Genomic DNA, 22,121 nt, shown 5'->3' with positions numbered 1-22,121 from the left:
GCTCCCCGCACCGGGAGCTGGCCGTCTCCGCGACAGAGCCCGACGGCGACGACGAACTGGACTACGTGGCCGCTCGGCTGATCAGCGGCAAACTGACCGGCCGCCCGGTCGAGGATGCCGTCGACCTGGGCCGGATCGAGAAGGCCGTCCGGGAGATCCTCATCGCGGTCGGCGAGGACCCGGACCGCGACGGGCTCCAGCAGACCCCGGCCCGGGTGGCCCGCGCGTACGCCGAGCTGTTCGCCGGCCTGCGGGTCGACCCGGCGCAGGTGCTCAGCACCACCTTCGAGGCCAACCACGAAGAGCTGGTGATCGTCCGGGACATCGACGTGATGAGCCTCTGTGAGCACCACCTGCTGCCGTTCCGAGGCAGCGCGCACATCGGCTACATCCCCGGCCCGGACGGACGGATCACCGGCCTGTCCAAGCTGGCCCGACTGGTCGAGGTCTTCGCCCGCCGGCCCCAGGTGCAGGAGCGGCTCACCTCGCAGGTCGCCGACCTGCTGATGAGCAAACTCGCCCCACGCGGCGTCGTCGTCGTGCTGGAGTGCGAGCACATGTGCATGGCCATGCGCGGCATCCAGAAATCCGGTGCCAAGACCATCACCTCAGCGGTACGCGGCATCCTTCAGACGGACTCGAAGTCCCGCTCCGAGGCGATGGCGTTGATCATCCCCCGCTGACATCCCGCTGCACCACGGCCGGTCGACTCCCTCGCGGGGCGGCCGGCCGTTCCGTTCCGACCGGCACTTTCGAACAGCCGGGGCGGGTCAGCCGGCGAGCAGGGCCAGCAGCAGACCTGCCGTGACCAGCACCGCCGGCACCAGGCACACCAGAGCGCCGAAACGCACCGTACGGTCCAGCCGCTCAACGGGGCTGACGCGGAACAACCGCCCAACACCCACCCAGCCGGCCACGAACGCGACCGCCGGCATCGGCAGCCCGCAGATCAGCGCCGCCACGCTGGCCGGCCCCACCCCCGTAGTCGCGTACACCACGACCTGGATCAACGGCACCAGCAGCGCCAACGGCCCGTACACCAGAAGGTTGCGCGCCCGCGCGGGCCAGGACCCCGGCCGGAACCGGCGGCGCGCGGCCAGGGCCGCGTCCGCCGCCTCGGCCCGGCCCCGCGCGACCCGCAGCGCCGCCAGCACCGCTGCCGGGCCGCCCGCCATCGACCGGGACGCCTCAGTCAGCTCCGGTGGCGACGGCACCAGGGAAATCGCCGGTACGCCCAACTCACGCAGCCGTTCCTGCTGGCTCGCCAGCCCGGTCCGGACCACCGTCAGCTCCTCCCGGGCAGCCTCCGCAGACCGGGCCTGCTCACCGGCGGCGGCAGCCGCGCTGCGGCGCACCCCGTCGAGCTGGCGGGCTGCGGCCAGGTATTCCGCCCAGACCGTGCTGGGCTCGACCGCCGCTGGCGTGGTGTCCCCGCTCGCCGCGGCGGGCCGCTGTCGACCCGGCCCGGTCACCGTCGCCTTCGGAACCATCTCGACACCCCCCGCCCGCGTCACCAGATCACCCGGCCTCATCGGCGAACGGCACCAGAACCGTGCCCCGCTCGTCCGGACCGTCCCAGAGCACCGCCCGATCGGGGCGAGCCCGCCACTCCATCGACCGGCCGAAGACCGCAGCCAGCTGCGCGACCGGCACGTCCAGCACGGCCACGGCGGCCAGCTTGTCGACCTCGCCCTCCGGCTCCAGCAGCGCGGCGAACGGCGGCACCGCACGCCACCAACCCAGCAGGTGCCTGCCCGCCGGTGGTCCGTCCCGCAGCAGCGCACGCAGCCGGTCCACCGGCAGCTCGCGAGGGCCCGGCCGGTCCAGTCCGAAGACCACCAGATACGTCGGTAGTTCGTCGTCGCCGTCCGCGAGCAGCGTCGGCAAATCCACCATCTCGGCCGGATGCCGGGTCGCCAACTCGGCCGTCAACGCCTCGGCCAACGGTCGGGCCCCCGGGTCCGGTGCGGCCAACAGGAAGCGGGCGGTGCCCGGCGCATGGTGGTCCGCGGTGCTCCGGGCTGCCGTTGCCAGCAGCCCACCCGCCGCCGCACCCGACCCGAGCACCGCCAGGTTGCGGCCCGCCGCAGGCCCCAACGGTACGGCGACCGTCGATCGGGCCACGTCCACCGCGCGACCCAGCAGGGCCGCCGGCCCGTGCGCCTGCCCCGCCAAGGCGGCCCGGTGCCGCGGATCGTTGCCCAGCAGAGGGCGGGCGTACCCGGCGAAGACCACCGGCGGCACCGACCCGGCCGGCCGGGCCGCCCACAGCTCGTGCCGCAACTCCTCCACCACCGTCGGGTGGTCCTGCGGGTCGGGGTGCCGGATCAACCGTTCGTGGCCTCGGGTCGCACCCCGTGGGCCGCCGAGGCCGCCGGCGGTGTTCACCACCGCGCTGCCCACCGGCAGGCCCGCAGCCGAGTCGTTCGTCGGCTCCAGGACCGGACTGCCGCCCGGCAGCGCCACCCGCACCGGAAACTGCCCCAGCACCGAATCCCGATGACCGGCATCCGCGCGGGCACTCAACCCCAACTCGCCCGCGCCCGCCAACACCAGGTGCACGCCGTACGCCCGCCCGGCCCGAGCCAGCCCGTCCAACTGGGCGGCCACCTCAGTGGCCAGCCGGTCCCGCTCCGCGAAGAGCAGCGGCACATTGTCCAACACACAGACGATCCGGGGCAGCGGCTGGTGCTGACGCAACTCCGCGAAGCGTTGCCCGCCAGCCCGCGCTCCTGCCTCCGCCCGGCGCTGCACCTCGGCCGTCAACTCGTCGAGCAGGTCCCGGACGTACTCCCGGTCGGCTGCCATCGCGGCCGCACGCACCTGCGGGATCCACGACCGGTCCCGCTCGGTCTGCAGGAACTCAACGAACGACTCACCGTCACCGAGGTCCACCAGGTAGAGCGCCAGGTCGTCCGGGCCGTACCGGGCGGCCAGGCCGAGCAGCGCGGTGGTCAGGAACGCCGCGCGACCACCCGCGGACCGACCACTGACCAGCCAGTGCGGGGTCAGCTCGGTGAAGCCCAGCGGCACCGACCGGCCTCCGGCATCACCGACCGTGGTGGTCAGCCCGCCTGCGGAATCCGATTCCCACAGCCGCTCACCCGTCGGCGGCAGCAGAGCCGCCAACCCCAACCGTGAGCCAGCCTCCACCTGCTCGGCGAGCCGCCGACAGACCGCGTCGACCAGCTCGGCCGGCGGATCCGCCTCAACGAAGACCGGTGAGTTCAATCCACCCGGCGGATCCGCGCCCGGGCTGGCGAAGGACGCCCCGGGCGGATCACCGAGCAACGCGTACGCGTTGCGCAACGCCAACGGCGTCGTGTGCGGCAGCGGCGCCCGGGCCGCGTACGGGCCGGCGGGCGGCCACCCGGCCACCACCAGGTGCAGCCCCGCGGCCGGCCCCTGCTCGGCCAGCGCCTCGATCCGCGCCAGATCGGTCGAGCCAGTCGACTCCGGTAGCGCGGCGACCACCAGCAACAGCGTGCGATCGTGGCGGCGTCGCCCACTCGCCCCCGGCGTGACCCATTGCTCCGCCTCCGTCAGCACCGCCCGCAGACCCGCCACGTCCACCGCCGGCGGCGGCAGCAGGCCCGCATCAGCGAGCGCCCCGAACGGGGCCAGCGCCGCGCCGGTGGCATCGACCGCGCGGATCAGCAGGGCACCCGCCGGTGCCGCACCCAGCAACCGCAGAAGTACGGCCCGAAGCAACCCCGCCACCCGCGGCTCCCGGGCGTCGGCGTCCACGCTCAGATGACCGGTGCCCACCAGCGGCACCAACGCGGGAAAGCGGGCGTCGTCCAACGGTGCCGCCGTGCCGACCCGGACGAACGGCGGCGGGCCGTCGCCCGCCGGAGAGTCCACGGTGAGCGAGTCCAATGCGGCGCCCGACCAGCCCGGGGCCAGCCGTGCCGCAACCGCCCGGAGGCGATCGGCCAACTCGTACTGGCGGCGCTGGTCGGCCGGCACCGGTCGGGTCTCGTCCAGGATCGTGGTGGCAGCGGTCGCGACGGCAGCTGCCCGGCGATGCAGGGCTGCGGCGCGGTTCGTGCGTGCCTTCGGCCCGGCCACCGCATCCACCCCCTCTGCGAGGTTGGCAACCCCTCCCCGAGCAGAACGGTATCCCAGCCGAGGCTGCTCCTCCGGGAGGTGCCACGGCGGTGCGTCGGTGATGTCGTGGATCTCACCAGTGGGGAGGGGTCCGTCACGATCCGCTCGATCTGAGGCATTGGCTCCGAGGCGTCCAGCCGATAACTTCAGGAGGTGGAATCAGTGCAGCCCCCCGCCGGTTCCCAGGTCTCCCGCGTACCGGCCCAACGGACACCGTCCGAGCAACTGCCGCCGGCCCCGGTAACGCCGGAGCCACAGCCGCCACGCCGCCGAATGAGGACGGTGCTCACGGTCGTCGCCGGGGTGCTCGCAGTGCTCTGCCTCGGCGGTTTCATCGCGGGCTATGTGCTGTACAACCGCGCCGCCGCCCCGGACCGCAGCACTCCGGATGTGGCGGTGGCTAGTTACATCCAGTCCTTCCTATCGGACCGCAACGACGCGAGAGCGAACGAGTTCGTCTGTCAGAGCGGTGCAGATTTCAACGAAATGCGGCTTCTTCGAGACGATCTGGTAGCGCGTGAAAAACGCTTCAGCACGAAGATCTCAACGAGTTGGGAGAGTTTCGATGTTCAGCGGCAGGGCGACCGCGCCAACGTTGAAGTCGACCTCATCCTCTCGGCCTTTGTCGATGGCATATCGCAGAGCGATCGCCAGCGTTGGCGCTTTGAGGCGCGGCACCAAGACGGCTGGCGGGTGTGTAAAGCCGAGCGATCTTGAGCGGATTCACTCGATCCAAAGCAGGTGGACCGGGACCTCCAACGTGGTGGGTGACTGGCCGCGCCAGGCCCACCGATACCACTCCACCTCGGGCGTGATCCGCACGCAGATGTCCCCTTCGGCACCCGAGTAGGTCTCGGTGACGGCTCGTAGGTCGCGGTGCTCCAGACCGCCCTCGACGTGCACCACCCGGCGCCCGGTGACGGCGTCCGCCTCGAAGACGGGTGTGGGGGTCCGGTGTGCCGGACCGTCCAGCGAGACCAACCGGATGCCGGTCTCGCGGTTGCCCTCCGACCCTGACCGACTGCCGACCGTCTCCACCCAGACCCGCTCCACCGGCACCAGCGGCGCGAAAACCTCGACCTGGTCGGCCTCGGCCCGGTACCACTCGTGCTCGGGGATCACCGGCACGTAGGTCCGGGCGCCCTGCACCACCCGGTCGTCCGCGCGCAGGTCACCCCGCCAACCCAGCCCGGGCAGACCGACCAGTACGCGTCGCCCGCGCAACTCCACGCGCTCGGTGGCGGGAACGATGGCCAACGGGCGGGGTGGCCGAGGTGCCCAGTCGGGTTGGTCGGCGAACGGGTCCGGCATCGGTCCGGTCATATCGGTGGCGGTCTCACTCCGCGGCGCGCAGCGGGGCGCCCCGCTCGCGCATGAACGGAATCGGGTCTATCGCGCCCCGGCTGGACCGGTCGTTGCGCAGGTGTACCTCGAAGTGCAGGTGTGGGCCGGACGAGTTGCCGCTACTACCGACCTGCCCGATCACCTCGCCGGCGGGCACGATCTGATTGGGTGTCACCCGGGGCTGGACCACCATGTGGCAGTAGCGGGTGATGTAGCCGCCGGCGTGCAGCAGGTCGACGAACCAGCCGCAGCCGCCCTTGCCGGGGTACCCGTCCACGTCGCAGTCCCGCCGCCCACGGTCGTCCGGGTCGCAACGGGCGACCAGCACCCGACCGGCGGCCGCGGCACGGATCTCGGTGCCCTTGGCCGCGCCGATGTCCACCCCGTTGTGGCTGGGCCGGTCAGCGGTCCGGAATCCGGAGCCGACGTCGCCGGAGATTGGCGCGGTCCAGCCGGACGCGGCGATCTCACCACGCTCGGCCGCATTGCACACCGCCTTACCGTTGATCTCGACGGTGCGGGCCGCACCGCCGGCCAGCGCGTCCACGAGCTTGCTCGCCAACTCCTCGTGCTTGGCGTACGCATCCGGGTACGCGCTGATCTGAACCTGCTGCGCCACCACACTCAGCGGACGACGCTGCCAGCTCGGCACCTTGACCAGCTTCTCGTAGAACTTCCGGGCCGTGTAGGCGGGGGTCAATCGCTCGGCGATCGAGCCCCATCCCGGTCGCTGCTGGAACAGACCCAGGGAGTCGTGGTCGGCGCCGACGCCCTCATGCGGCAGGGCCAGAGACTCCGGGACCCTGCTATTCGCCAGGTTGCGCAGGGCGGACTCCTGCATCGCGGTGGCCAGGGCGATCACCCAGCCGCGCGTGGGTACTCCCAGGTCCTGGCCGACCTTGATGATGATCGCCGCGTTGCGGACCTGCGCGTCGCCGTACTCGGTGAACCGTGGTAGCTCGCCAGCGATGTCCACCGGACGAATCGGGCCGCAGCCCATGCCTGCCAAGGAGTCCCCGTCCTCGCCGTCGCCACCGAGCCCAGTGAGGAAGAACGCTGCGGTGCCGCCGGTGCAGCACAACAGGAACAGCATCCCGGTGAGCGCTGTGGCGATTACACCGAGCCGGAGGGACCGGCGGGGGGCTGTGGCGCTACCAACGTCGTTCACGGCCGCTCCCAGTCCAACACGTCGACCAGCCATCCTTCACTGGAGGCCACCAGCTCAAGCCGGAGTCGGCCGGCGTCGAGGGGAATCTCCAGTTCGACGAACGCTTCAGTCCGCTCCCGCATCGTCAGGGGACCGGTGAGCTTCTTGGCTGGCACTCCTGCTGGGTCGGCACCAATCAGTTTCTCCGTAAGGGCCGGCGTGGACAACGGCCGCAGGCCTGCCTGCCACTCCTTGGCGGTGATTCCGGGGCGGCCGAGCCAGGCTGCAGCGAATTGTTCGGCGGTCTGCTCAGGCGTGCGAGCACCGGGCGACGTCACCGGTGAGGGGGCGGCCTCGCTGGAAAGCACGCCGTCGTCGCCGGCTGTAGGGTCCACGGTGGTGATCGGCCGGTTCGGCCGGCTGCTCAACCCGTCCCCCGGGTCTGCCGGATCGGAGACCAGCCGAGCCGCCCCGATTACGCCGAAGATGAGCACCGCGATCACCAGCGCCACCCCCAGCCGGGACCGCAGTGCCCGGGTGAAGAGGAACTCCAGGGCCCGTCGCAATGCCGTCACCGAGCCTCTGAGCGCACCCGTGGTCCGGTGCGGTCCGGCGCACGCTCGGTGGAGCCCGGCCGGTACACCACGAACGACGGGTTCTCAGCCGGCACGTCTGGCTCGGTCCACGTCGCCGGCTGTCGCCGCCGGGGCTGGGGAGCGACCGGGCGACCACGGCCGCGCGTCTTCTCCGTCGGCGTCTCATCGGTGCGTTCCCGGCCGTCTGGTCGGCCGCTGTCGGTGCGTCCGCCCTCGACCGGTGCGGTCCGTGTCGAAACCGGATCTTCCCTACGCGCCTCCGGGCGCAGCCGGGTCTGCTCCGCGTCCGGCGACCGGCGACGTCCGCCTACCGGCTCTGCCGTGCCACCCGGCTCCGCCACATCGAGTCGTGCGGCGGTCCGCATGTCACGGAAGAACCGGCGGTGCCAGGACCCGGCCGAGCTGACCGCCTCGCTGCTGTCCTTGCCGCCAAGCTGGGTGATCCGCCGGTACGGCCGTAGCAGCAGCCAGCCGACCACACCGCACAGCCAGACCAGCACCACCTGGAGCCAACCGGCCAGGGTGGGGGTGCTCATGATCAGGTCGACCGCGAACAGGTAGATGGCCGCCCCGGTGCCGAAGATGGCGATGTTGAAGACTGCGGCGACCACGGCATTCGCCAACCGCCGCAGCCCGGCGCTGGCCGGCCGGAGCAGACCGACCGTACCCAGGATGGGTGCCGCGATCACCGCCCACCGGAAGATCAGGAAGCCGAGCAGCACCAACACCGACGCGGTGAGGTCGAACATTGCGAAGAGCACGGCCGCGAGCACCGCGATGAACCCAGAGCCGATTCGGTCCATGTCGCGGGTGCCCACCAGAAACTCATACGCCTCCGGGTCCTCGGTCTCAATCTGCTCTGCAACCGTCATCCACTGCTGCTGCTTAGCCTTGATGACTACATCACGAGTGGCGGGATTGGAGCGGATTGATTCTGCCTCACCCCAGCTAAGTGACTTAGCGTCGTAAAGTGCCCGGCCGTACTTCTTGGCGGTCTCGCTGTCGGCTGAGCCGAGCACACCGCGGAGCCAGTTGCGGTAGAGCATTGATTCGGTCGCGGTGTCACTGGCCCGGACCGCCGGTGGTCGCTTGTCGACACAGGCATCCGGATTAGGGAGTACGCACTTGTCGCTTGGGATGTCCCTGGACGCCGGGCCTATGGCGTCGTGCACGACGCCGAGAGAGGTGATCAGGGTGCCGTCGGCGATGTTCGCCGACTTAACCGGCCAGGCGGCCAGCGCGGTGACGGCCACCATCACCAGCAACGCCCAACCGGCCGTGGTCATCGCATTGCTCATGTCCGACTGGCGCGAGCGCCAAAGCAGGTAAAGGCCCACCACGCAAAGCGTGATGATGCCGAACACACTGAATACCTTCTGGTATACGGCTTTTGTGGCTTTCTCGACCAACGGGTCGGCCCAGTCCCACATCGAGCGGGGATCCCAAGCCCGCTCCCGCATCGCGTTCGAGGCGCCCACCACCGCCGTGGCCATCATGAGCTCGCCGTTGGCGACTGTGGTGGTGAACTTGTAGTCCGGGTGAAGAACGGTGGAGGCACAACCACCCTCCACGTCGTACGTGTTGAAGCTGTAACCGCCATAGCCGTAGTCGCTGTAGATGCCTTTTGGCCCAGGCAACTTGGAAGATTCCGGGCGGGAGGCGAACCAGCCGGCTAGGCCGGAATCCGGGGTGGACGGCACGGGCGGCTTTCGGCAGTCAATTTCCGCCTCGCTCACCTTCTTGAGCTTTCCTACGCAGGCCCGGAAGTCGGCCTGCCACTCTGCGGTTGTGCAGAGGTCGGCGCGGGCCTGCGCGGCGGGAGGTGCGGCGGCTGCGGCCTCTGCACCGATCAGCGGCCAGCTGAGGGTGGCCACGGCCAGTACGCCGAGGGTGAGCAGGAACGACGTGATCCTTGCCCGGGCCCCGGGGCCTGGGTCACGGCCCTCGGCCGGCCTGCGCCTTGGCGGACGCCGCCTGGACTCCGCCTCGGCTCGACCGAGGACCCTGACCCAGGCCCTAGCCATGTCACGCCTCCAGATCCGGCAGGGGGATGCTCGGCAGCACTCCGGCCGCTGCGGCGATCGCGGCGGGCGTCGTGTCGAGGTGGTCCAGCAGCCCTTCGACGTACGAGACGTCGACTCGGACCTTCTGCACGCGGCCGTCGACGTCGCGCATCACGAACTCGCGGAAGCCGAGGCGGGTGGCCGAGTTGGTGTCGGCGGCGGAGAGCGAGGCGAGTGTGGCCTCGTATCCGTCGTTGACGGGCACCCGTAGCAGCCGTAGTGCTTCGGAGGCGATCTCGGCGTCTTCGGCGATCCGGCCGACGAAGACGGTGGAGACCAGGTTTTGCACGTCGAGACCGAGGATGTCGCGGGGGTTCTGTGAGGCGACCAGCGCGGCAAGGTTCCATTTGCGGGAGTCGCGAGCGAGTCGGACCAGGAACGAGCGCCCGGACCGCCAGCCCTCCATGAAGTGCGCCTCGTCCAGGCCCACCAGTTTTCGGGACGACATCGAGCCGCCGTAGCACCGGCGGACGGCGAGCCGGTGCGCGGTGTGCAGCATCGGCAGGGCCAGTGCCTCCTCGGCCGACCAGTACTCCCGTTCGATCTTGAGGTCGGGCAACCGCAGCCCGGCCATGGTGATCACGGTGAGTGCGGCGTCGGCGCCGAGCAGCCCTTCCGGTGGCCGCCCGAAGAAGAGCATCGCCAGTGGCATCTCGGCGGTGTCCAACAGGAGGTTGGCGAGCTCCTTGCCGGCGTCGTCGTCGAGACGACCGAGGCAGCTCACCACGTCGTCCAACGTGGATGTCTCCTCGGCGGGGACCTGGCGGACCGCGTGCCGGAACAGGGTGGCGGTAGACGCCTCCCGGGCCACCTGCGGAGGAACGAGCATCATGCAGATGTCCTGGACCAGCATCCGCCGCTCGGCCCGCGCGTTGGAGACCGCGATCTCGAACTCGCGGTCACCGGACGCCCCGGCAGCGAATTCGGTACGCAGTGGCGTGGGAATGAGCGAGTAGGGCGCCAGCGTGCCGTGCTCCGAGCCGGTCAGGTTCAACACCCGGGAGTACGGTCGCAGCTCCGGCATCGCGCAGAGTCGCGCCAGCGGCCCGGACGGGTCGAGCAGGGTCACCTGGACACCTCTGCGGGCCGCCAGGTAGCCCAGTGCGCCGAGCAGGGTCGACTTGCCACCGCCCGGTTCGGCAACGAAGACCGCAAGCCCGGAGCGCTCCCGGACCTCCATGGGGAAGTGCAGGTCGAGGAAGACCGGACGGCGGCAGGTGCCGGCGGTCCGGCCGATCAGGTCGCCTCGCCGGTCGCCCACGTTCGATGCGGCCTGGGGAAGCGCGGCTGCGAGCAACGGCACCGGCATGCGGCGGACGTAGCCGGTGTTGGCGATCGGTTCGCCGGGGATGAACTCGCGGGCCAGCCAGTCCTGGTTCTTCGGGTGCTGCAGCGAGATGCGCAGCTCCCGGGAGTAGAGCTGGATGAGCCGGCGTGCCCGCTCCAGGCATTCCTCCCTGGTCCGGCCGCCGACGGCGATTCGGTGCCAGCCGTGTGCACGGGCCGAGTCGACCGGCAGGCCGGTGGTCATTTCGTCGCCGATGACGAGTGCGCGCTTGGCCAGTCGCTCCAACTCCGGGGGTGCGTCGATGCCGTGCTCGGCATAGTCGAGCTGTTGCGAGCGGATCATCCGCAGCCGGTGTTCGAGGTTTCGGAAGGAGTCGTTGGAGCCGAGGATGTCGACGCGGGTGGAGATTTCCATCGGCCAGGGCAGCCGCTCGTGGAAGTGCAGCCAGGGCTCGTGCCGTTCCGGGATCTCCAGCGGCTCCATCCGGCCGACGGCGAGTACGGCCACGTGCCGCTCCTCGCCGGTCATCCGGTTGACCAGCTTCACCGTCGAGCCGTACGGGGTGCGGTAGCGCTCCACCTGCTCGGTCATGGCGAGCAGGTCGCCGCGTTCCCAGCGCCCGTCGGTGACGGGGGAGAGGGTGCTCGGCGGTGACATGCACAGCGCCACCGAGCGGTAGAGCAGCCACTCCAGCTCCTGGGCGGTGACCCGCCGGCCGCGCATGCCGAACGCGCCGAGCACCTCGTCGAACTGTTCCACGGTGCGGCCCAGCTTGCGGCGTTCACCCTCGGCGGTGCCCCGACCGAAGCTGCGCAGCAACCGTTCGGTGAGCGAGTCGCCGAGGGACCGGCGGGCGAAGGTGACACCCAGGTAGGTCTGGCCCTCAGCGTGGTTGACCGCCATCAGGTGCCGTTGGGCGGCGACCAGGTGATCGGCCCAGCCGGTGGTGCCGGGTACGTCGGGTAGCGGTGCCGAGGTGTGTGCGTCGATGGTGCGTGCCCACTCGTCGGCGGGGAACGGCCGGGTGGTGCGGCGCAGGTGCAGCCGGAAGCCGGCCAGGCCGGCGTACTGCTCGGAGATTGCCGACAGCAGTGCTTCGCGTTCCGCGTCCGGACGGAATGCCCAGCGGACCTCGGGCAGCCAGTACCAGGCGGTGACGGTGTTCGGGGTGAAGGTCAGGTGCCCGGCGATCTCGGTGATGGCCAGCTCGACCGATGGGTCCCGATCCCCAAATTTGAACTTCGGGGCGCGGACCCGCGTTGGTTTGGTCGGCCGGTCCGGTCGGCTCGCGGCACGCTGGCGGGGCGGGGCGACTTCCCGCCCGGCCGGCTCGGTGTCGACGCCCCGGGGCCGTTCCGTGTTGGTGGTCCGGCGCGCGGTGCGCTCCAGAGCCGGCCGCTGCGGGGGCGCGGTGCTGGCCAACTGCTCCGCCGACGCTGTCGGCCGAGCCGTCTGAGTTGTTGGGCGGCTCGCTTGAGCCGTCGGTCGGCCGGCCGCCGTAGCCGCGGAGCCGCTGCCCGGCCCGGTGCTGGCGGGGCGGCTGACGGGACCGGCGGTCGTCGGCGGCGGTGCGGCGGCGGTCGGGCCGGGCTCAGCCGGTGGACGGAGCATCGGCAGCCGATCACCAACCTGATGCGGCACCCGGGACTCGCCGGTCGGGTGGCCGCCCCCGTGTCGTGGCTCGACGGGCCGGCGACCACTGCCGGGCTGGTCGTCGGGCGTCCACGGTGGTTCCAGTTCGGGAATCGGGCGGGCTGGGGCCGGGCCGGCCCCAGGTGGCGGCTGCTGTGGGATCGCCGGCTGCTCCCGGGTGCTCGGACCGGCCGAAAGGGCTCGGGGCGCGCCGGGCCGTGCACCGCCGAAGAGGTCCAGGAAGGGGGAGTCGATGTCGGCGTTCTCGCCGGCCGACACCGCGGTGGGCTCAGCGGGCGGCGTCCGGCGGGGGACCGGCCTGGGTGCCTGGAACACGCCGACCGCACCGTGGCCGGGCGACGTCACCAACGCGGGATCGAGCGCCACCTCGTCCTCATCCTCGGCTCCGGTGTAGTCGTATGACTGCGCACGGTGACTTGCCGGTACGGCCGGGTGGCCGGCCGGGGAGCCCGGCGTGGAAGAGCGACTCATGCGACCGCCTCAGCGACTGGCCGCAGGCTGTTGCCTGCGTCGTGCGAAGGACCGATCGGCGTACGCCCGGTCATGCCAGCTCCTCCCGGATCCTGATCCGGCTGCCGACCAGGCGCGGGTCGCGCTGCTCGATCGCCGGCTCCCGGGTGCGTCGCCAGTCGGTCAGCGCGGTGCGGATGACCACCCGCGCCGGCCGATCGGGGTCGACGTGCCGGAAGATGAACGACGTGGTCACGATGGCGAGCGCGATCTCCCAGGCGGGGAAGAGGTCGACCGTCAACGTGAACAGCCAGTGGATGAACATGTAGAGGGGGACCAGCAGAATGAAGAGCCCGTACTGGGCGTAGGGCAGGTGGACCGGAAGGGTGTAACCGGGCGGCCCGAGGTAGACCAGGCGGGCCCGGTAGATGTCGTCGTCGGTGCGCAGCCGCATTTGGTGAACGCGCCTATTCGAAGATCAGGTCGATCAGGTAATCGCCGACGAAGAAGAGTGTTGCCGCGCCGGCGATGAAGGCGAGCCCGACGATGGCGATCGCGGAGCTGGTCAGCACCTTGGAGATCTCGCCCCGGCTGGCACGGCCGATGAAGATGACGCCCAGGACGGCGAGCAGGATCGGTGCGATCTTGCTGGCGAAGAAGGTGACGACACTGTTGGTGTCGATCCCCTTCGGTGCCGGCTCGGCGAGCGGAGTCGACGCCAGGGTGGAGAGCGCGTGGGCGACGCCGGACGACGCCGTCTCCATGAGCTCGAAGGCGATCACTGGAAACCTCCCCATAGCGCGGCCGGCGGTGCCGCGGCGGTGCAATAGGCGAGCCTGGCGGGAAAAGTGCTCCACAGGGCACAGCGATCTTGACCCTGTGTTCGTTACTCACCACGGAGCGTGGCGAGGTTTGGGCGGATTTTCCCCGCTTCGGCCCTCCCTCCAAGCTTCGCCATCTCGATGCTGGCCAATTCCAGAGCGTACGGGCCGCCCCGGATTGCGACAAGCCGCGAAGGGACTGCCCGATGCTGCCCGGATGACCGATCGTACACCTGTTCTAACATGCACGTCAGCGCTGGTGATTGCGAGCCGACCCGGGTCGGTGGGCGCCGCCGGCGCGACCGGTACCGTCTAGTCGTGACCGATCTGGTGCGGGCTCCGGGCCCGGTGGTGATGGGCGTCCTCAACGTCACACCGGACTCCTTCTCCGACGGCGGACGGTACGCCGACCTCGACTCGGCCGTCGGACATGGCGTCCGTCTCCGCGACGCCGGTGCGCACCTGATTGACATCGGCGGCGAGTCGACCCGTCCGGGCGCCGAGCGGATCGACGCCGCGACCGAGGTCGCCCGGGTGTTGCCGGTCATCCGCGAGCTGACCGCCGCCGGGGTGGCGGTCAGCATCGACACCAGCCGCGCACGGGTGGCGGAGGCCGCCCTGGCCGCCGGGGCGGCGGTGGTCAACGACGTCTCCGGCGGGCTGGCCGACCCGGACATGGCCCGCGTGGTCCGCGACGCGCAATGCCCCTGGGTGTTGATGCACTGGCGTGGCCACTCCCGGGAGATGCGGGAGCTGGCCAACTACACCGACGTGGTGGCCGACGTCCGGACCGAGTTGGCCCAACGGATCGACGCGGCGCTGGCCGCCGGGGTGGCCGCCGACCGCCTCATCGTCGACCCTGGACTCGGCTTCGCCAAGACCGCGGCGCACAACTGGGAGCTCAGCGCCCGCCTGCCGGAGCTGCTGGACCTCGGCTACCCGCTGCTCTTCGGGGCCAGCCGCAAGTCGTACCTCGGCAGGCTGCTCGCCGCCCCGGACGGCGCGCCGCGACCGACCGCCCAACGGGAGGCGGCCACCGTGGCCACCAGCGTGCTGGCGGTCGCCGCGGGCGCCTGGGGCGTACGCGTGCACGACGTACAGGCCACCGCCGACGCGCTCGCCGTCTGGGCCGCGACCGGCAGCCCCCGCCTGGCCGTACGGCCGCACGACAAGAAGCGCACGCAACACGATCACGAGCATGGGGTACGGCGATGACGACGGACCGGATCCACCTGACCGGCCTGCGGGCCCGCGGCCGGCACGGGGTGTACGACTTCGAGCGGGCGCAGGGGCAGGACTTCGTGGTCGACGCCGTCCTCGAACTGGACCTGGCTCCGGCCGCCGCCAGCGACGACGTCACCGACACCGTCCACTACGGCGAGCTGGCCGAACGACTTGTCGCGGTGGTGACCGGCGAGCCGGTCAACCTGATCGAGACCCTCGCGGACCGACTCCTCGCGGTCTGTCTGGCCGACGAGCGGGTCGCCGCCGCCACGATCACCGTGCACAAGCCGGAGGCCCCGGTGCCGCACACCTTCACCGACGTGGCCGTCACCATGACCCGGACGCGCGGCCGGTGACCAGGGCCGTGCTGTCGCTCGGCAGCAACCTGGGTGACCGGCTGGGTCACCTGCGCACGGCCGTCGCCACGTTCGGCGACGCCGTGCTGGTGCTCTCCGGGGTGTACGAGACTCCACCGTGGGGCGACGCCGACCAGCCCGCGTACCTCAACGCGGTGTTGCTGGCCCAGGACGGGACCGCGACCCCGCGCGACTGGCTGGAGCGGGCTCGCGGCGCGGAGCGCGCGGCCGGTCGGGTCCGTGACCCGCAGCGGCGGTTCGGGCCGCGCACCCTCGACGTGGACGTGATCGCGGTCTGGGACGACGACGACACGCCGGTGCTCAGCGACGACCCGGAGCTGACGCTGCCGCACCCCCGGGCGCACCTGCGCGCCTTCGTGCTGCGGCCGTGGATCGACATCCAGCCGTACGGGCGGCTGCCCGGTCACGGCTGGCTGACCGATCTGCTCACCACCGGCCCCGCGGCCGACGACGCGCTGGAACTGCGTCCCCGGCCGGAGTTGGCGTTAGAGTCGACGACATGACCGAGCGGAGCCGGGCATGACGCAGGCGAAGTCCCCACCACCGGGCGGGTCGGGCCCGGATCGGTCACGGATGGGCCCCACCCGGATCTCGACCCTGGTCGTGGCCGCACTGGCTGCGGCGGCGGTGGCCTGGCTGTTGATCAGCACCCTCTACTACAGCGGCATCCCCCGACTGCCCTGGCTGCCGGTGGTGACGTTGGCCGGGTTGGCCCTGCTCGAGGCGTACGCCGCGATCAACACCCGTGGCCGGATCGCGCGCAGACCCGGCCGGGACGCGGTCGACCCGCTGTTGGTTGCCCGCTTCGTGGTGCTGGCCAAGGCGTCGGCGCTGGCTGCGGCGATCTTCGCCGGTTTCTACGCGGGGCTCACCGGCTGGCTCTTCGTGGAGACCACCCGTGCCGCCCTGGACGATCGACCGGCTGCCGGCGGGGGTCTGCTCGCCTCGCTGGCTCTGGTCGGCGCCGCGTTGTGGCTTGAGCGCTCCTGCCGGGTGCCGGAGCGCCCCGACGACGAGCGCGAGCAGGACCCGCGGGAGAGCCGCCCCGGCCAGCGCTGAGCATGGGGTTACGCCCGGCTCCGGTCGCGGGTACGGTGCCTGCGATCGGGGAGCAATGGCCGCCCACCGATCGTCCGCACGCCGGACCGGGGACGGCCGGCCACTGGGGAGGCGGCGTCATGGGGTACGAAGAAACGGGCCGGGACCGCGCGGTCGAGCCCTCATCCGGGGTGCCCGTCGCCGTCTTGGAGAACGTCTTCGACGACCCCAGCCACGGTGAGCCCGGCCGAGATCGGGTCGGGGTGCATCTGGGCTGGGAGTTTGTGCTGCTGGCTGGGCTGGCGACCCTGGGCTGGCTGCTCTGGCAGGAAGACCCGGCCGCCCTGCGCGCCGACAACCTGCGCACGTTGCTCATCGACGCGGTGGGGCTGGGGCTGCTCGCCCTGGCTGCCGGGTTGAGCCTGCGTACGGCCGCACCAAACCTGGCCGTCGGGCCGGTCGCGGTCGCCACCGCCCTGCACTACGCCGAGCAGGGCGATCGGGGTCTACCAGCGTCGGTCGGGCCGGCCGTGGCGGTCGCCGCGCTGGGCGGGCTCGCGCTGGGGCTGGCCGTGGTGGTGCTGCACGTGCCGGGCTGGGCTGCCAGTCTGGCCGGCGCGGCCGGTGTGGTGGTGTTCATCGAACGCCGTTCGGCGCCCGTGCTGGTGCAGAGCGACTACGACCCCGGGCGCAACGCCGGATACCTCTTCGCCGGGTTCGCCGCGGTGGCCGTCCTCGGCGGGTTGTTCGGCGCGATCCGGGCGATTCGCCGGCTGGTCGGCCGGTACCGGCCGATCGCCGATCCGGCCCAACGGCGGGGTGCGGTTGCCGCCGTGGTGACCGCGCTCGCACTGGTCGGCTCGACCGTGCTGGCCGCTCTCGCCGGGGTGCTGCTCGCCGCCAACGGCCCGGGGGTGGTCACGCCCACGCCGGGGCTGGACCTGACGGTGCTGGCGGTCGGGGTGGCCATGCTCGCCGGCACCAGCGCGTACGGCCGTCGGGGCGGTGTGTTCGGCACGTTGCTGGCGGTCAGCCTGGTCACCGTCTTCCAGGTGTACGCGCCGGAGCGCGGCTGGACATTCAGCAACTGGGTGGTCGGCGGCACCGCGCTGGGCGTCGGATTGCTGGTCACCCGGCTGGTCGAGACGTTCGGTCGGCCCCGACCGGGCAGTACCGACAAGCCCGAGCCGGTCGGCGACGGCACGATCAGCACGGGTTGGACCATGCCGCAGTCGCAGTCGGTCGACAACTGGCCCCCGACGTTGCCGACGCCGGCCGCACCCCAACCCGTCGACCCGTGGCGGGATCCCCGCTGGGAGGACAGCCCGCGTCGGTGGGACACCGACGAGCGGTGACCGACGTCGCGTCCGCCGAGCCGGAGCTGATCTCGACCGTTAGGCTCGGCGACATGACCGACACACCTGCCGCCACCCCGGGCGGAGCCTCGTTCGAGGAGCTTGACGCGCTGTCCACCGAGGAGTTGCGGGAGCGGGCGTTCGCCCTGGCTCGGGAGCACCGCGACGTGGGGTTCTACTGGTCGGTGCTGCGGCACCTGCCGAACGCGGACGAGGCCACGGTGCTGGACGGCGCACCGAACTCGATCGGCCCGACCATCGACGAGGCCAACGCGTTGTGGCGGGAGCTGACCGGTCACGGTTATGAGGAGTCCGCGCCGTTGCTGCGGGCCGCCTTCATCGACTACCTGATGAAGCACTGAACCGCTCGGGGCAACCCAGGTCCGCCCGAGCGACCGGTTCGGGGCCTGGGCGGATCGCATCGTTCATGCACCGTTCCGGCCCGGTCGGCCGCTACGGTACGGCCGCCGGCACGGGCGCGCTCGCTGTGCTGTTGCTGGTCGGCATCTGTGGCAGTCCGGCGTACACCGGTTGGGCCGCCACCCAGACCGACCCGGAGTCGGCGGGTGCCTTCTACGTGCGCCTGCTCGCATGGCCGGCCTGGCGCCTCGACGCGGACGGGCAGGCCGGCGGCCTGTTCGCCGCCGACCTGCGGGCCGTGCTGCTGGTGGTCCTGGCGGTGGCCCTGCTCTACCTGTTGCCCGCCGCGCAGGTGGCCCGGGTGCCCGGCCCGGTCAGCCAGTTCTTCTCCGGCTGGGCCGCGTACGTGCTGGCCGGCGGGCTCGCCGCCGTGCTGGCGGCGCTGCTCGGCCCGGCCCCTTCGCTGCTGGGTGCCCTGCAGGACGCCAGCGCCGGCGCCGGCTACGGCTTCCTCACCGGGTGGATCATCGGCACCGCCAGCCTCGGCGGTCGCGCCTGACCCGACCGGGGCAGGTCAGTTCGTCGGGCGGCCGAGGTCGAGCAGTCGCTGTCGGCTGAGCGCACCCACCGGTCGGCCGGCGTCGGTCACCACGAGCTGGTCCCGTCCCGAGGTGAGCAGCACCGCCAGCGCGTCGTACGCGGAGCTGTCCAGTGCCACGGTGGGCAGGTCCGCCGGGGCGTCCCCGGGTACTGGTTCCAGCGACTCCCGGTCGAGTGGGGTGACCGCCAGCCGACGGATGCCCCGGTCGGCACCGACGAATTCGCGTACGAACGGGGTGGCGGGTGCGCCGAGAAGAGCGGCCGGCGTGTCGTACTGCTCCAGGTGCCCGCCTTCGGAGAGCACCGCGATCCGGTCGCCGAGCCGGACCGCCTCGTCCAGGTCGTGCGTGACCAGGACGATCGTCTTGCGGACTTCGGCCTGCAGGCGCAGGAACTCCTCCTGGAGGCGGGCCCGCACGATCGGGTCGACGGCCGAGAACGGCTCGTCCATCAGCAGCACCACCGGGTCGGCGGCGAGCGCGCGGGCCACCCCGACCCGCTGCCGCTGGCCGCCGGACAGCTCGTGCGGATAGCGGGCGCCGAACTGGGCCGGGTCCAGTCCGACGAGGTCGAGCAGCTCGTCGACCCGGGCCCGGGTCTGACTCTTGGACCACCGGAGCAGGCCGGGCACGGTGGCCACGTTGGCCCGTACCGTCTGGTGTGGAAAAAGGCCGACGTTCTGGATCACGTACCCGATCCGACGGCGCAGCTGCACCGGGTCGACGTCGGTGACGTCCTCGTCGCCGAGGGTGATCCGGCCGCCGGTCGGTTCGATCAGGCGATTGATCATGCGCAGCACGGTGGACTTGCCGCAGCCGGACGGGCCGATCAGCACCACGAGTTCACCGGCCCGGACGTCCAGGCTGAGCTTCCGGACGGCCTCGGTGCCATCCGGGTAGCGCTTCTGGATGCCCTGCAGGGAGATCGACGCTGCGCGAGGGGATCGGGCCACGTCGGCAGCCTCCGGGGTAACGTCCACGTATGTCCTTCCGCCTGAGCTACCGGGCCGACCCGGGTAACCCCTGGTTCTCCTGGCAGTACGTGCGGGACAACTCTGACACGATCCTCGCCGCCGTGCGCGAACACGCCTCCCTCACCGGGCGCGCGGTGTTGATCGCGGTGTTGATCGCCCTGCCGTTGTCCGTGCTGGCGTACTGGTTCCGGCCGCTCGCCGGTCCGATCCTCGCCGTCAGCGGGGTCGTCTACACCATTCCGTCGCTGGCGCTCTTCGCGTTCATCGCGCCCTACCTGGGCACCGGGACCACCACCGTGCTGGTCGGGCTGGTCCTCTACGCGCTGCTGCTGATCGTGCGCAACGTGGTGGCCGGGCTCAACCAGGTGCCTCCGGAGGTCGGCGAGGCCGCCCAGGGGATGGGGTACGGCCGGTGGGGGCGGCTGTTCCGGATCGACCTGCCGCTGGCCCTGCCGGGCATCGTGACCGGCGTGCGCTTGGCGACCGTCTCCACGGTGGCGTTGGTCACGGTCGGGGTGCTGGTCGGGCACGGCGGCCTCGGGCAGTTGATCTTCGCGGGCTTCCAGAACAACCTCTACAAAGCCGAGATCATGACGGCCGCTCTGCTCTGCGTGGCGATCGCGGTCGTGCTCGACCTGCTGCTCGTCCTGGTCGCCCGCCTGGTGACCCCCTGGTCCACCCGGAGGGCACGGTGACCGTCGCGACGAACCCGATCGGCCAGGCGGTCGTCTGGATCAACGACCCACTGAACTGGACCAACCCCGGAGGCATGCTGGACCGCCTCGGCGAGCACCTGACGATCTCCGCCCTGGCGGTGGCGCTCGGCTGCCTGGTGGCCTGGCCGTTGGGTCTCTGGCTGGGGCACCTGGGCCGGGGCGGTGGCCTGGTGGTGCTGGTGTCCAACGCCACCCTGGCCATTCCCACCCTGGCACTGCTGACCATCCTGCCGGTGGTCTTCGCCAGCGGCTTCGGGCGGACGCCGGTCGTGGTGGCGCTGGCCGTCTTCGCCGTCCCACCACTGCTGGCCAACGCGTACACCGGGGTGCGGCAGGTGGACCCGGAAGCGCTTGACGCGGCCCGGGGGATGGGCCTGTCCGGCGGGCAGCTGCTGCGCCGCGTGGAGTTGCCCCTCGCGGTGCCCTACCTGGCGGCCGGGTTCCGGACCGCTGCGGTCCAGGTGATCGCGACCGCCGCGCTGGCCTCGTTCGTCAACGGCGGCGGCCTCGGCCAGATCATCCGGACCGGTTTCGGCATCGGTATCGCGGCCGGCGGGGGGCAGATCGTCGCCGGTGGTGTGCTGGTGGCCGGGCTCGCGCTGCTGGCCGAGGTGGTCCTCGGCGGCGTCGAACGGCTGGTCACCCCCCGACCGCTGCGGCGCGGACGTCAGCGCGCGGGCCGGCCCCGGCCCGCTGATGCCACCGGGAGCGCCTGACCCGTCCGGGTGAGCCTTCCGTCGAGGCCGCGGCCAACGGTGGCCGATCGGTGACGATGCGGTGACGAAGTCCACCCCAGGTTGTCGGTCGGTTGCGGAGCATGTTGGGTGGATATTCGCGGGCGACCGACAGTCAGGATCGCCCGTCGGACACGCGGCCGGCCCGGAACGGGCCGCGCCGGGACACGGAAGGCGGGCACATGCGCGCACGTACACGTCTGGCGATCGGCGCTGTCGGCGCTGTCGCCGGGGCAGCGCTTCTCACCGGCTGCGGTGGCGCCGGTTCCTCCGGCACCGACGCGCCCAAGGAGGGCGCCTCCGGTGCCGGGTGCGCCCCGGTCGCCGGTCAGCAGCTCATCGCTCTGCAGGACGACAAGAAGCTTCAGAACTCCGACAACATCATTCCCGCGGTCAACAGCAAGGCGGCCAACCCGCAGTTGATCGCCGCTCTGGACAAGGTCTCCGCGGCGCTCGACACGCCGAAGTTGATCCAGCTCAACAAGGCCGTGAACGAAGATCGTAAGACGCCCAAGGTGGCGGCGGAGGAGTTCGCCTCCGCCAACAACGTCACCGCGGGCATCGCCAAGGGGCCGGGCGGCGACATCGTGGTGGGCGCCGCCAACTTCGCCGAGAGTCAGATTCTGGGCGAGCTGTACCGGATCGCGCTCACGGCCGCCGGCTACCAGGTCAAGGTGCAGCAGATCGGCAACCGCGAGCTCTACGAGCCGGCGCTGGTGAAGGGCGAGATCCAGGTCGTCCCGGAGTACGCGGCGACCATGGCCGAGTTCCTCAACACCAAGGACAAGGGCGGCACTCCTCCGCCGGTGTCCTCGCCCGACATCAACACGACGGTGACCGCGCTCAAGGCCGAGGGCGACAAGGCCGGCATCACCTTCGGTGCTCCGGCCGCCGCACAGGACCAGAACGCCTTCGCCGTCACCCAGGCCTTCGCCGACAAGCACGGCGTGCGGACCCTCTCCGAGTTCGCCGCGAAGTGCTCCGGCAGTGCGACCGTGCTGGGTGGCCCGCCGGAGTGCGAGCAGCGTCCGTTCTGCAAGCCGGGCCTGGAGAAGACGTACGGGTTGTCGGTGGGCAGGTTCTCCTCGCTGGACCAGGGTGGGCCGCTGACCAAGAGCGGGCTGCGCGACGGTTCGATCAGCGTGGGCCTGATCTTCTCCTCGGACGGCGCCTTCGCCACCAGCTGACCCTCTCCTGCGTGCTGAGGACGCCCCCGCCCCAACCTGGCGGGGGCGTCCGCGCGTCCCGGGACCCGTTCCCTCCGGTGGAGAA

At 71.5% G+C, this 22,121-nt stretch carries 22 protein-coding genes; 12 read left to right on the top strand and 10 right to left on the bottom strand.

Features of this window, described 5'->3' with window-relative positions; genetic code table 11:
- Nucleotides 1-17: 17 nt before the first annotated feature.
- Nucleotides 18-683 (top strand): GTP cyclohydrolase I FolE, encoded by a 666-nt coding sequence (gene folE, locus JOD64_RS12795; RefSeq protein ID WP_110563700.1) that lies wholly within the window; start codon nucleotides 18-20, stop codon nucleotides 681-683.
- Between the two features lie 87 nt (nucleotides 684-770).
- On the opposite strand, the gene JOD64_RS12790 is transcribed toward folE, so the two are convergent.
- Both JOD64_RS12790 and JOD64_RS12785 read right to left on the bottom strand, forming a co-directional pair.
- Nucleotides 771-1,490, bottom strand: a complete 720-nt coding sequence (locus JOD64_RS12790; RefSeq protein ID WP_204942436.1) for a hypothetical protein — start codon at nucleotides 1,488-1,490, stop codon at nucleotides 771-773.
- 28 nt (nucleotides 1,491-1,518) lie between these two features.
- Nucleotides 1,519-4,080 (bottom strand): FtsK/SpoIIIE domain-containing protein, encoded by a 2,562-nt coding sequence (locus tag JOD64_RS12785; RefSeq protein ID WP_204942435.1) that lies wholly within the window; start codon nucleotides 4,078-4,080, stop codon nucleotides 1,519-1,521.
- A 192-nt stretch (nucleotides 4,081-4,272) separates the two neighbouring features.
- On the opposite strand from JOD64_RS12785, the gene JOD64_RS12780 reads away from it, so the two are divergent.
- A complete protein-coding gene (locus tag JOD64_RS12780) occupies nucleotides 4,273-4,827 on the top strand; it encodes a hypothetical protein (protein WP_307813931.1) in 555 nt (184 codons plus the stop codon).
- Nucleotides 4,828-4,833: 6 nt separating this feature from the next.
- Here JOD64_RS12780 and JOD64_RS12775 read toward each other — a convergent pair whose 3' ends face one another.
- The 7 genes from JOD64_RS12775 to JOD64_RS12745 all read right to left on the bottom strand — a co-directional run bounded on the left by JOD64_RS12775 (nucleotide 4,834) and on the right by JOD64_RS12745 (nucleotide 13,433).
- The gene (locus JOD64_RS12775) at nucleotides 4,834-5,433 is read right to left on the bottom strand and encodes a hypothetical protein (protein WP_204942433.1); all 600 of its coding nucleotides are present in this window, start codon (nucleotides 5,431-5,433) and stop codon (nucleotides 4,834-4,836) included.
- 13 nt (nucleotides 5,434-5,446) lie between these two features.
- The gene (locus JOD64_RS12770; RefSeq protein ID WP_239560735.1) at nucleotides 5,447-6,547 is read right to left on the bottom strand and encodes a M23 family metallopeptidase; all 1,101 of its coding nucleotides are present in this window, start codon (nucleotides 6,545-6,547) and stop codon (nucleotides 5,447-5,449) included.
- Between the two features lie 71 nt (nucleotides 6,548-6,618).
- Nucleotides 6,619-7,176, bottom strand: a complete 558-nt coding sequence (locus tag JOD64_RS12765; protein WP_204942432.1) for a hypothetical protein — start codon at nucleotides 7,174-7,176, stop codon at nucleotides 6,619-6,621.
- Nucleotides 7,173-9,221, bottom strand: a complete 2,049-nt coding sequence (locus tag JOD64_RS12760; RefSeq protein ID WP_239559494.1) for an MFS transporter — start codon at nucleotides 9,219-9,221, stop codon at nucleotides 7,173-7,175. The genes JOD64_RS12765 and JOD64_RS12760 overlap by 4 nt, the downstream gene beginning before the upstream one ends.
- Before the next feature lies 1 nt (nucleotide 9,222).
- Nucleotides 9,223-12,672: an ATP-binding protein gene (locus JOD64_RS12755; protein WP_204942431.1), complete on the bottom strand. Its 3,450-nt coding sequence runs from the start codon at nucleotides 12,670-12,672 to the stop codon at nucleotides 9,223-9,225.
- A 70-nt stretch (nucleotides 12,673-12,742) separates the two neighbouring features.
- Nucleotides 12,743-13,105 carry a hypothetical protein gene (locus JOD64_RS12750; protein WP_204942430.1) on the bottom strand — a complete coding sequence of 121 codons (363 nt, stop codon included), beginning with the start codon at nucleotides 13,103-13,105 and terminating at the stop codon, nucleotides 12,743-12,745.
- 13 nt (nucleotides 13,106-13,118) lie between these two features.
- Nucleotides 13,119-13,433 carry a hypothetical protein gene (locus tag JOD64_RS12745; protein ID WP_074315118.1) on the bottom strand — a complete coding sequence of 105 codons (315 nt, stop codon included), beginning with the start codon at nucleotides 13,431-13,433 and terminating at the stop codon, nucleotides 13,119-13,121.
- Between the two features lie 357 nt (nucleotides 13,434-13,790).
- On the opposite strand from JOD64_RS12745, the gene folP reads away from it, so the two are divergent.
- The 7 genes from folP to JOD64_RS12710 all read left to right on the top strand — a co-directional run bounded on the left by folP (nucleotide 13,791) and on the right by JOD64_RS12710 (nucleotide 18,385).
- Nucleotides 13,791-14,687: a dihydropteroate synthase gene (gene folP, locus JOD64_RS12740; RefSeq protein WP_204942429.1), complete on the top strand. Its 897-nt coding sequence runs from the start codon at nucleotides 13,791-13,793 to the stop codon at nucleotides 14,685-14,687.
- Nucleotides 14,684-15,052 carry a dihydroneopterin aldolase gene (gene folB, locus JOD64_RS12735; RefSeq protein WP_204942428.1) on the top strand — a complete coding sequence of 123 codons (369 nt, stop codon included), beginning with the start codon at nucleotides 14,684-14,686 and terminating at the stop codon, nucleotides 15,050-15,052. Before folP ends, folB begins: the two co-directional genes overlap by 4 nt.
- The gene (folK, locus tag JOD64_RS12730) at nucleotides 15,049-15,576 is read left to right on the top strand and encodes a 2-amino-4-hydroxy-6-hydroxymethyldihydropteridine diphosphokinase (RefSeq protein ID WP_204942427.1); all 528 of its coding nucleotides are present in this window, start codon (nucleotides 15,049-15,051) and stop codon (nucleotides 15,574-15,576) included. Before folB ends, folK begins: the two co-directional genes overlap by 4 nt.
- A gap of 16 nt (nucleotides 15,577-15,592) precedes the next feature.
- Nucleotides 15,593-16,132: a DUF3180 domain-containing protein gene (locus tag JOD64_RS12725; RefSeq protein ID WP_204942426.1), complete on the top strand. Its 540-nt coding sequence runs from the start codon at nucleotides 15,593-15,595 to the stop codon at nucleotides 16,130-16,132.
- A 119-nt stretch (nucleotides 16,133-16,251) separates the two neighbouring features.
- Entirely contained in the window at nucleotides 16,252-17,466 is a 1,215-nt protein-coding gene (locus JOD64_RS12720) for an ABC transporter permease (protein WP_204942425.1), read from the top strand.
- Between the two features lie 53 nt (nucleotides 17,467-17,519).
- Nucleotides 17,520-17,828 carry a hypothetical protein gene (locus JOD64_RS12715; protein ID WP_204942424.1) on the top strand — a complete coding sequence of 103 codons (309 nt, stop codon included), beginning with the start codon at nucleotides 17,520-17,522 and terminating at the stop codon, nucleotides 17,826-17,828.
- Nucleotides 17,829-17,893: 65 nt separating this feature from the next.
- On the top strand, nucleotides 17,894-18,385 hold the full coding sequence (locus tag JOD64_RS12710; protein WP_204942423.1) for a hypothetical protein: 492 nt from the start codon (nucleotides 17,894-17,896) through the stop codon (nucleotides 18,383-18,385).
- Nucleotides 18,386-18,400: 15 nt separating this feature from the next.
- Here JOD64_RS12710 and JOD64_RS12705 read toward each other — a convergent pair whose 3' ends face one another.
- A complete protein-coding gene (locus JOD64_RS12705) occupies nucleotides 18,401-19,405 on the bottom strand; it encodes an ABC transporter ATP-binding protein (RefSeq protein ID WP_204942422.1) in 1,005 nt (334 codons plus the stop codon).
- Between the two features lie 2 nt (nucleotides 19,406-19,407).
- Here JOD64_RS12705 and JOD64_RS12700 point away from each other — a divergent pair, with 2 nt between their 5' ends.
- The 3 genes from JOD64_RS12700 (at nucleotide 19,408) to JOD64_RS12690 (ending at nucleotide 22,036) form a co-directional block, all read left to right on the top strand.
- The gene (locus JOD64_RS12700) at nucleotides 19,408-20,094 is read left to right on the top strand and encodes an ABC transporter permease (protein ID WP_204942421.1); all 687 of its coding nucleotides are present in this window, start codon (nucleotides 19,408-19,410) and stop codon (nucleotides 20,092-20,094) included.
- A complete protein-coding gene (locus tag JOD64_RS12695; RefSeq protein ID WP_184179316.1) occupies nucleotides 20,091-20,831 on the top strand; it encodes an ABC transporter permease in 741 nt (246 codons plus the stop codon). The genes JOD64_RS12700 and JOD64_RS12695 overlap by 4 nt, the downstream gene beginning before the upstream one ends.
- 200 nt (nucleotides 20,832-21,031) lie before the next feature.
- Nucleotides 21,032-22,036: a glycine betaine ABC transporter substrate-binding protein gene (locus JOD64_RS12690; RefSeq protein ID WP_204942420.1), complete on the top strand. Its 1,005-nt coding sequence runs from the start codon at nucleotides 21,032-21,034 to the stop codon at nucleotides 22,034-22,036.
- The last annotated feature ends 85 nt before the right edge of the window (nucleotides 22,037-22,121 follow it).

The organism is Micromonospora luteifusca, from assembly GCF_016907275.1.
In the GTDB taxonomy this organism is placed as follows: Bacteria; Actinomycetota; Actinomycetes; order Mycobacteriales; family Micromonosporaceae; genus Micromonospora; species Micromonospora luteifusca.
This window is presented reverse-complemented; position numbering and strand designations above follow the sequence as displayed.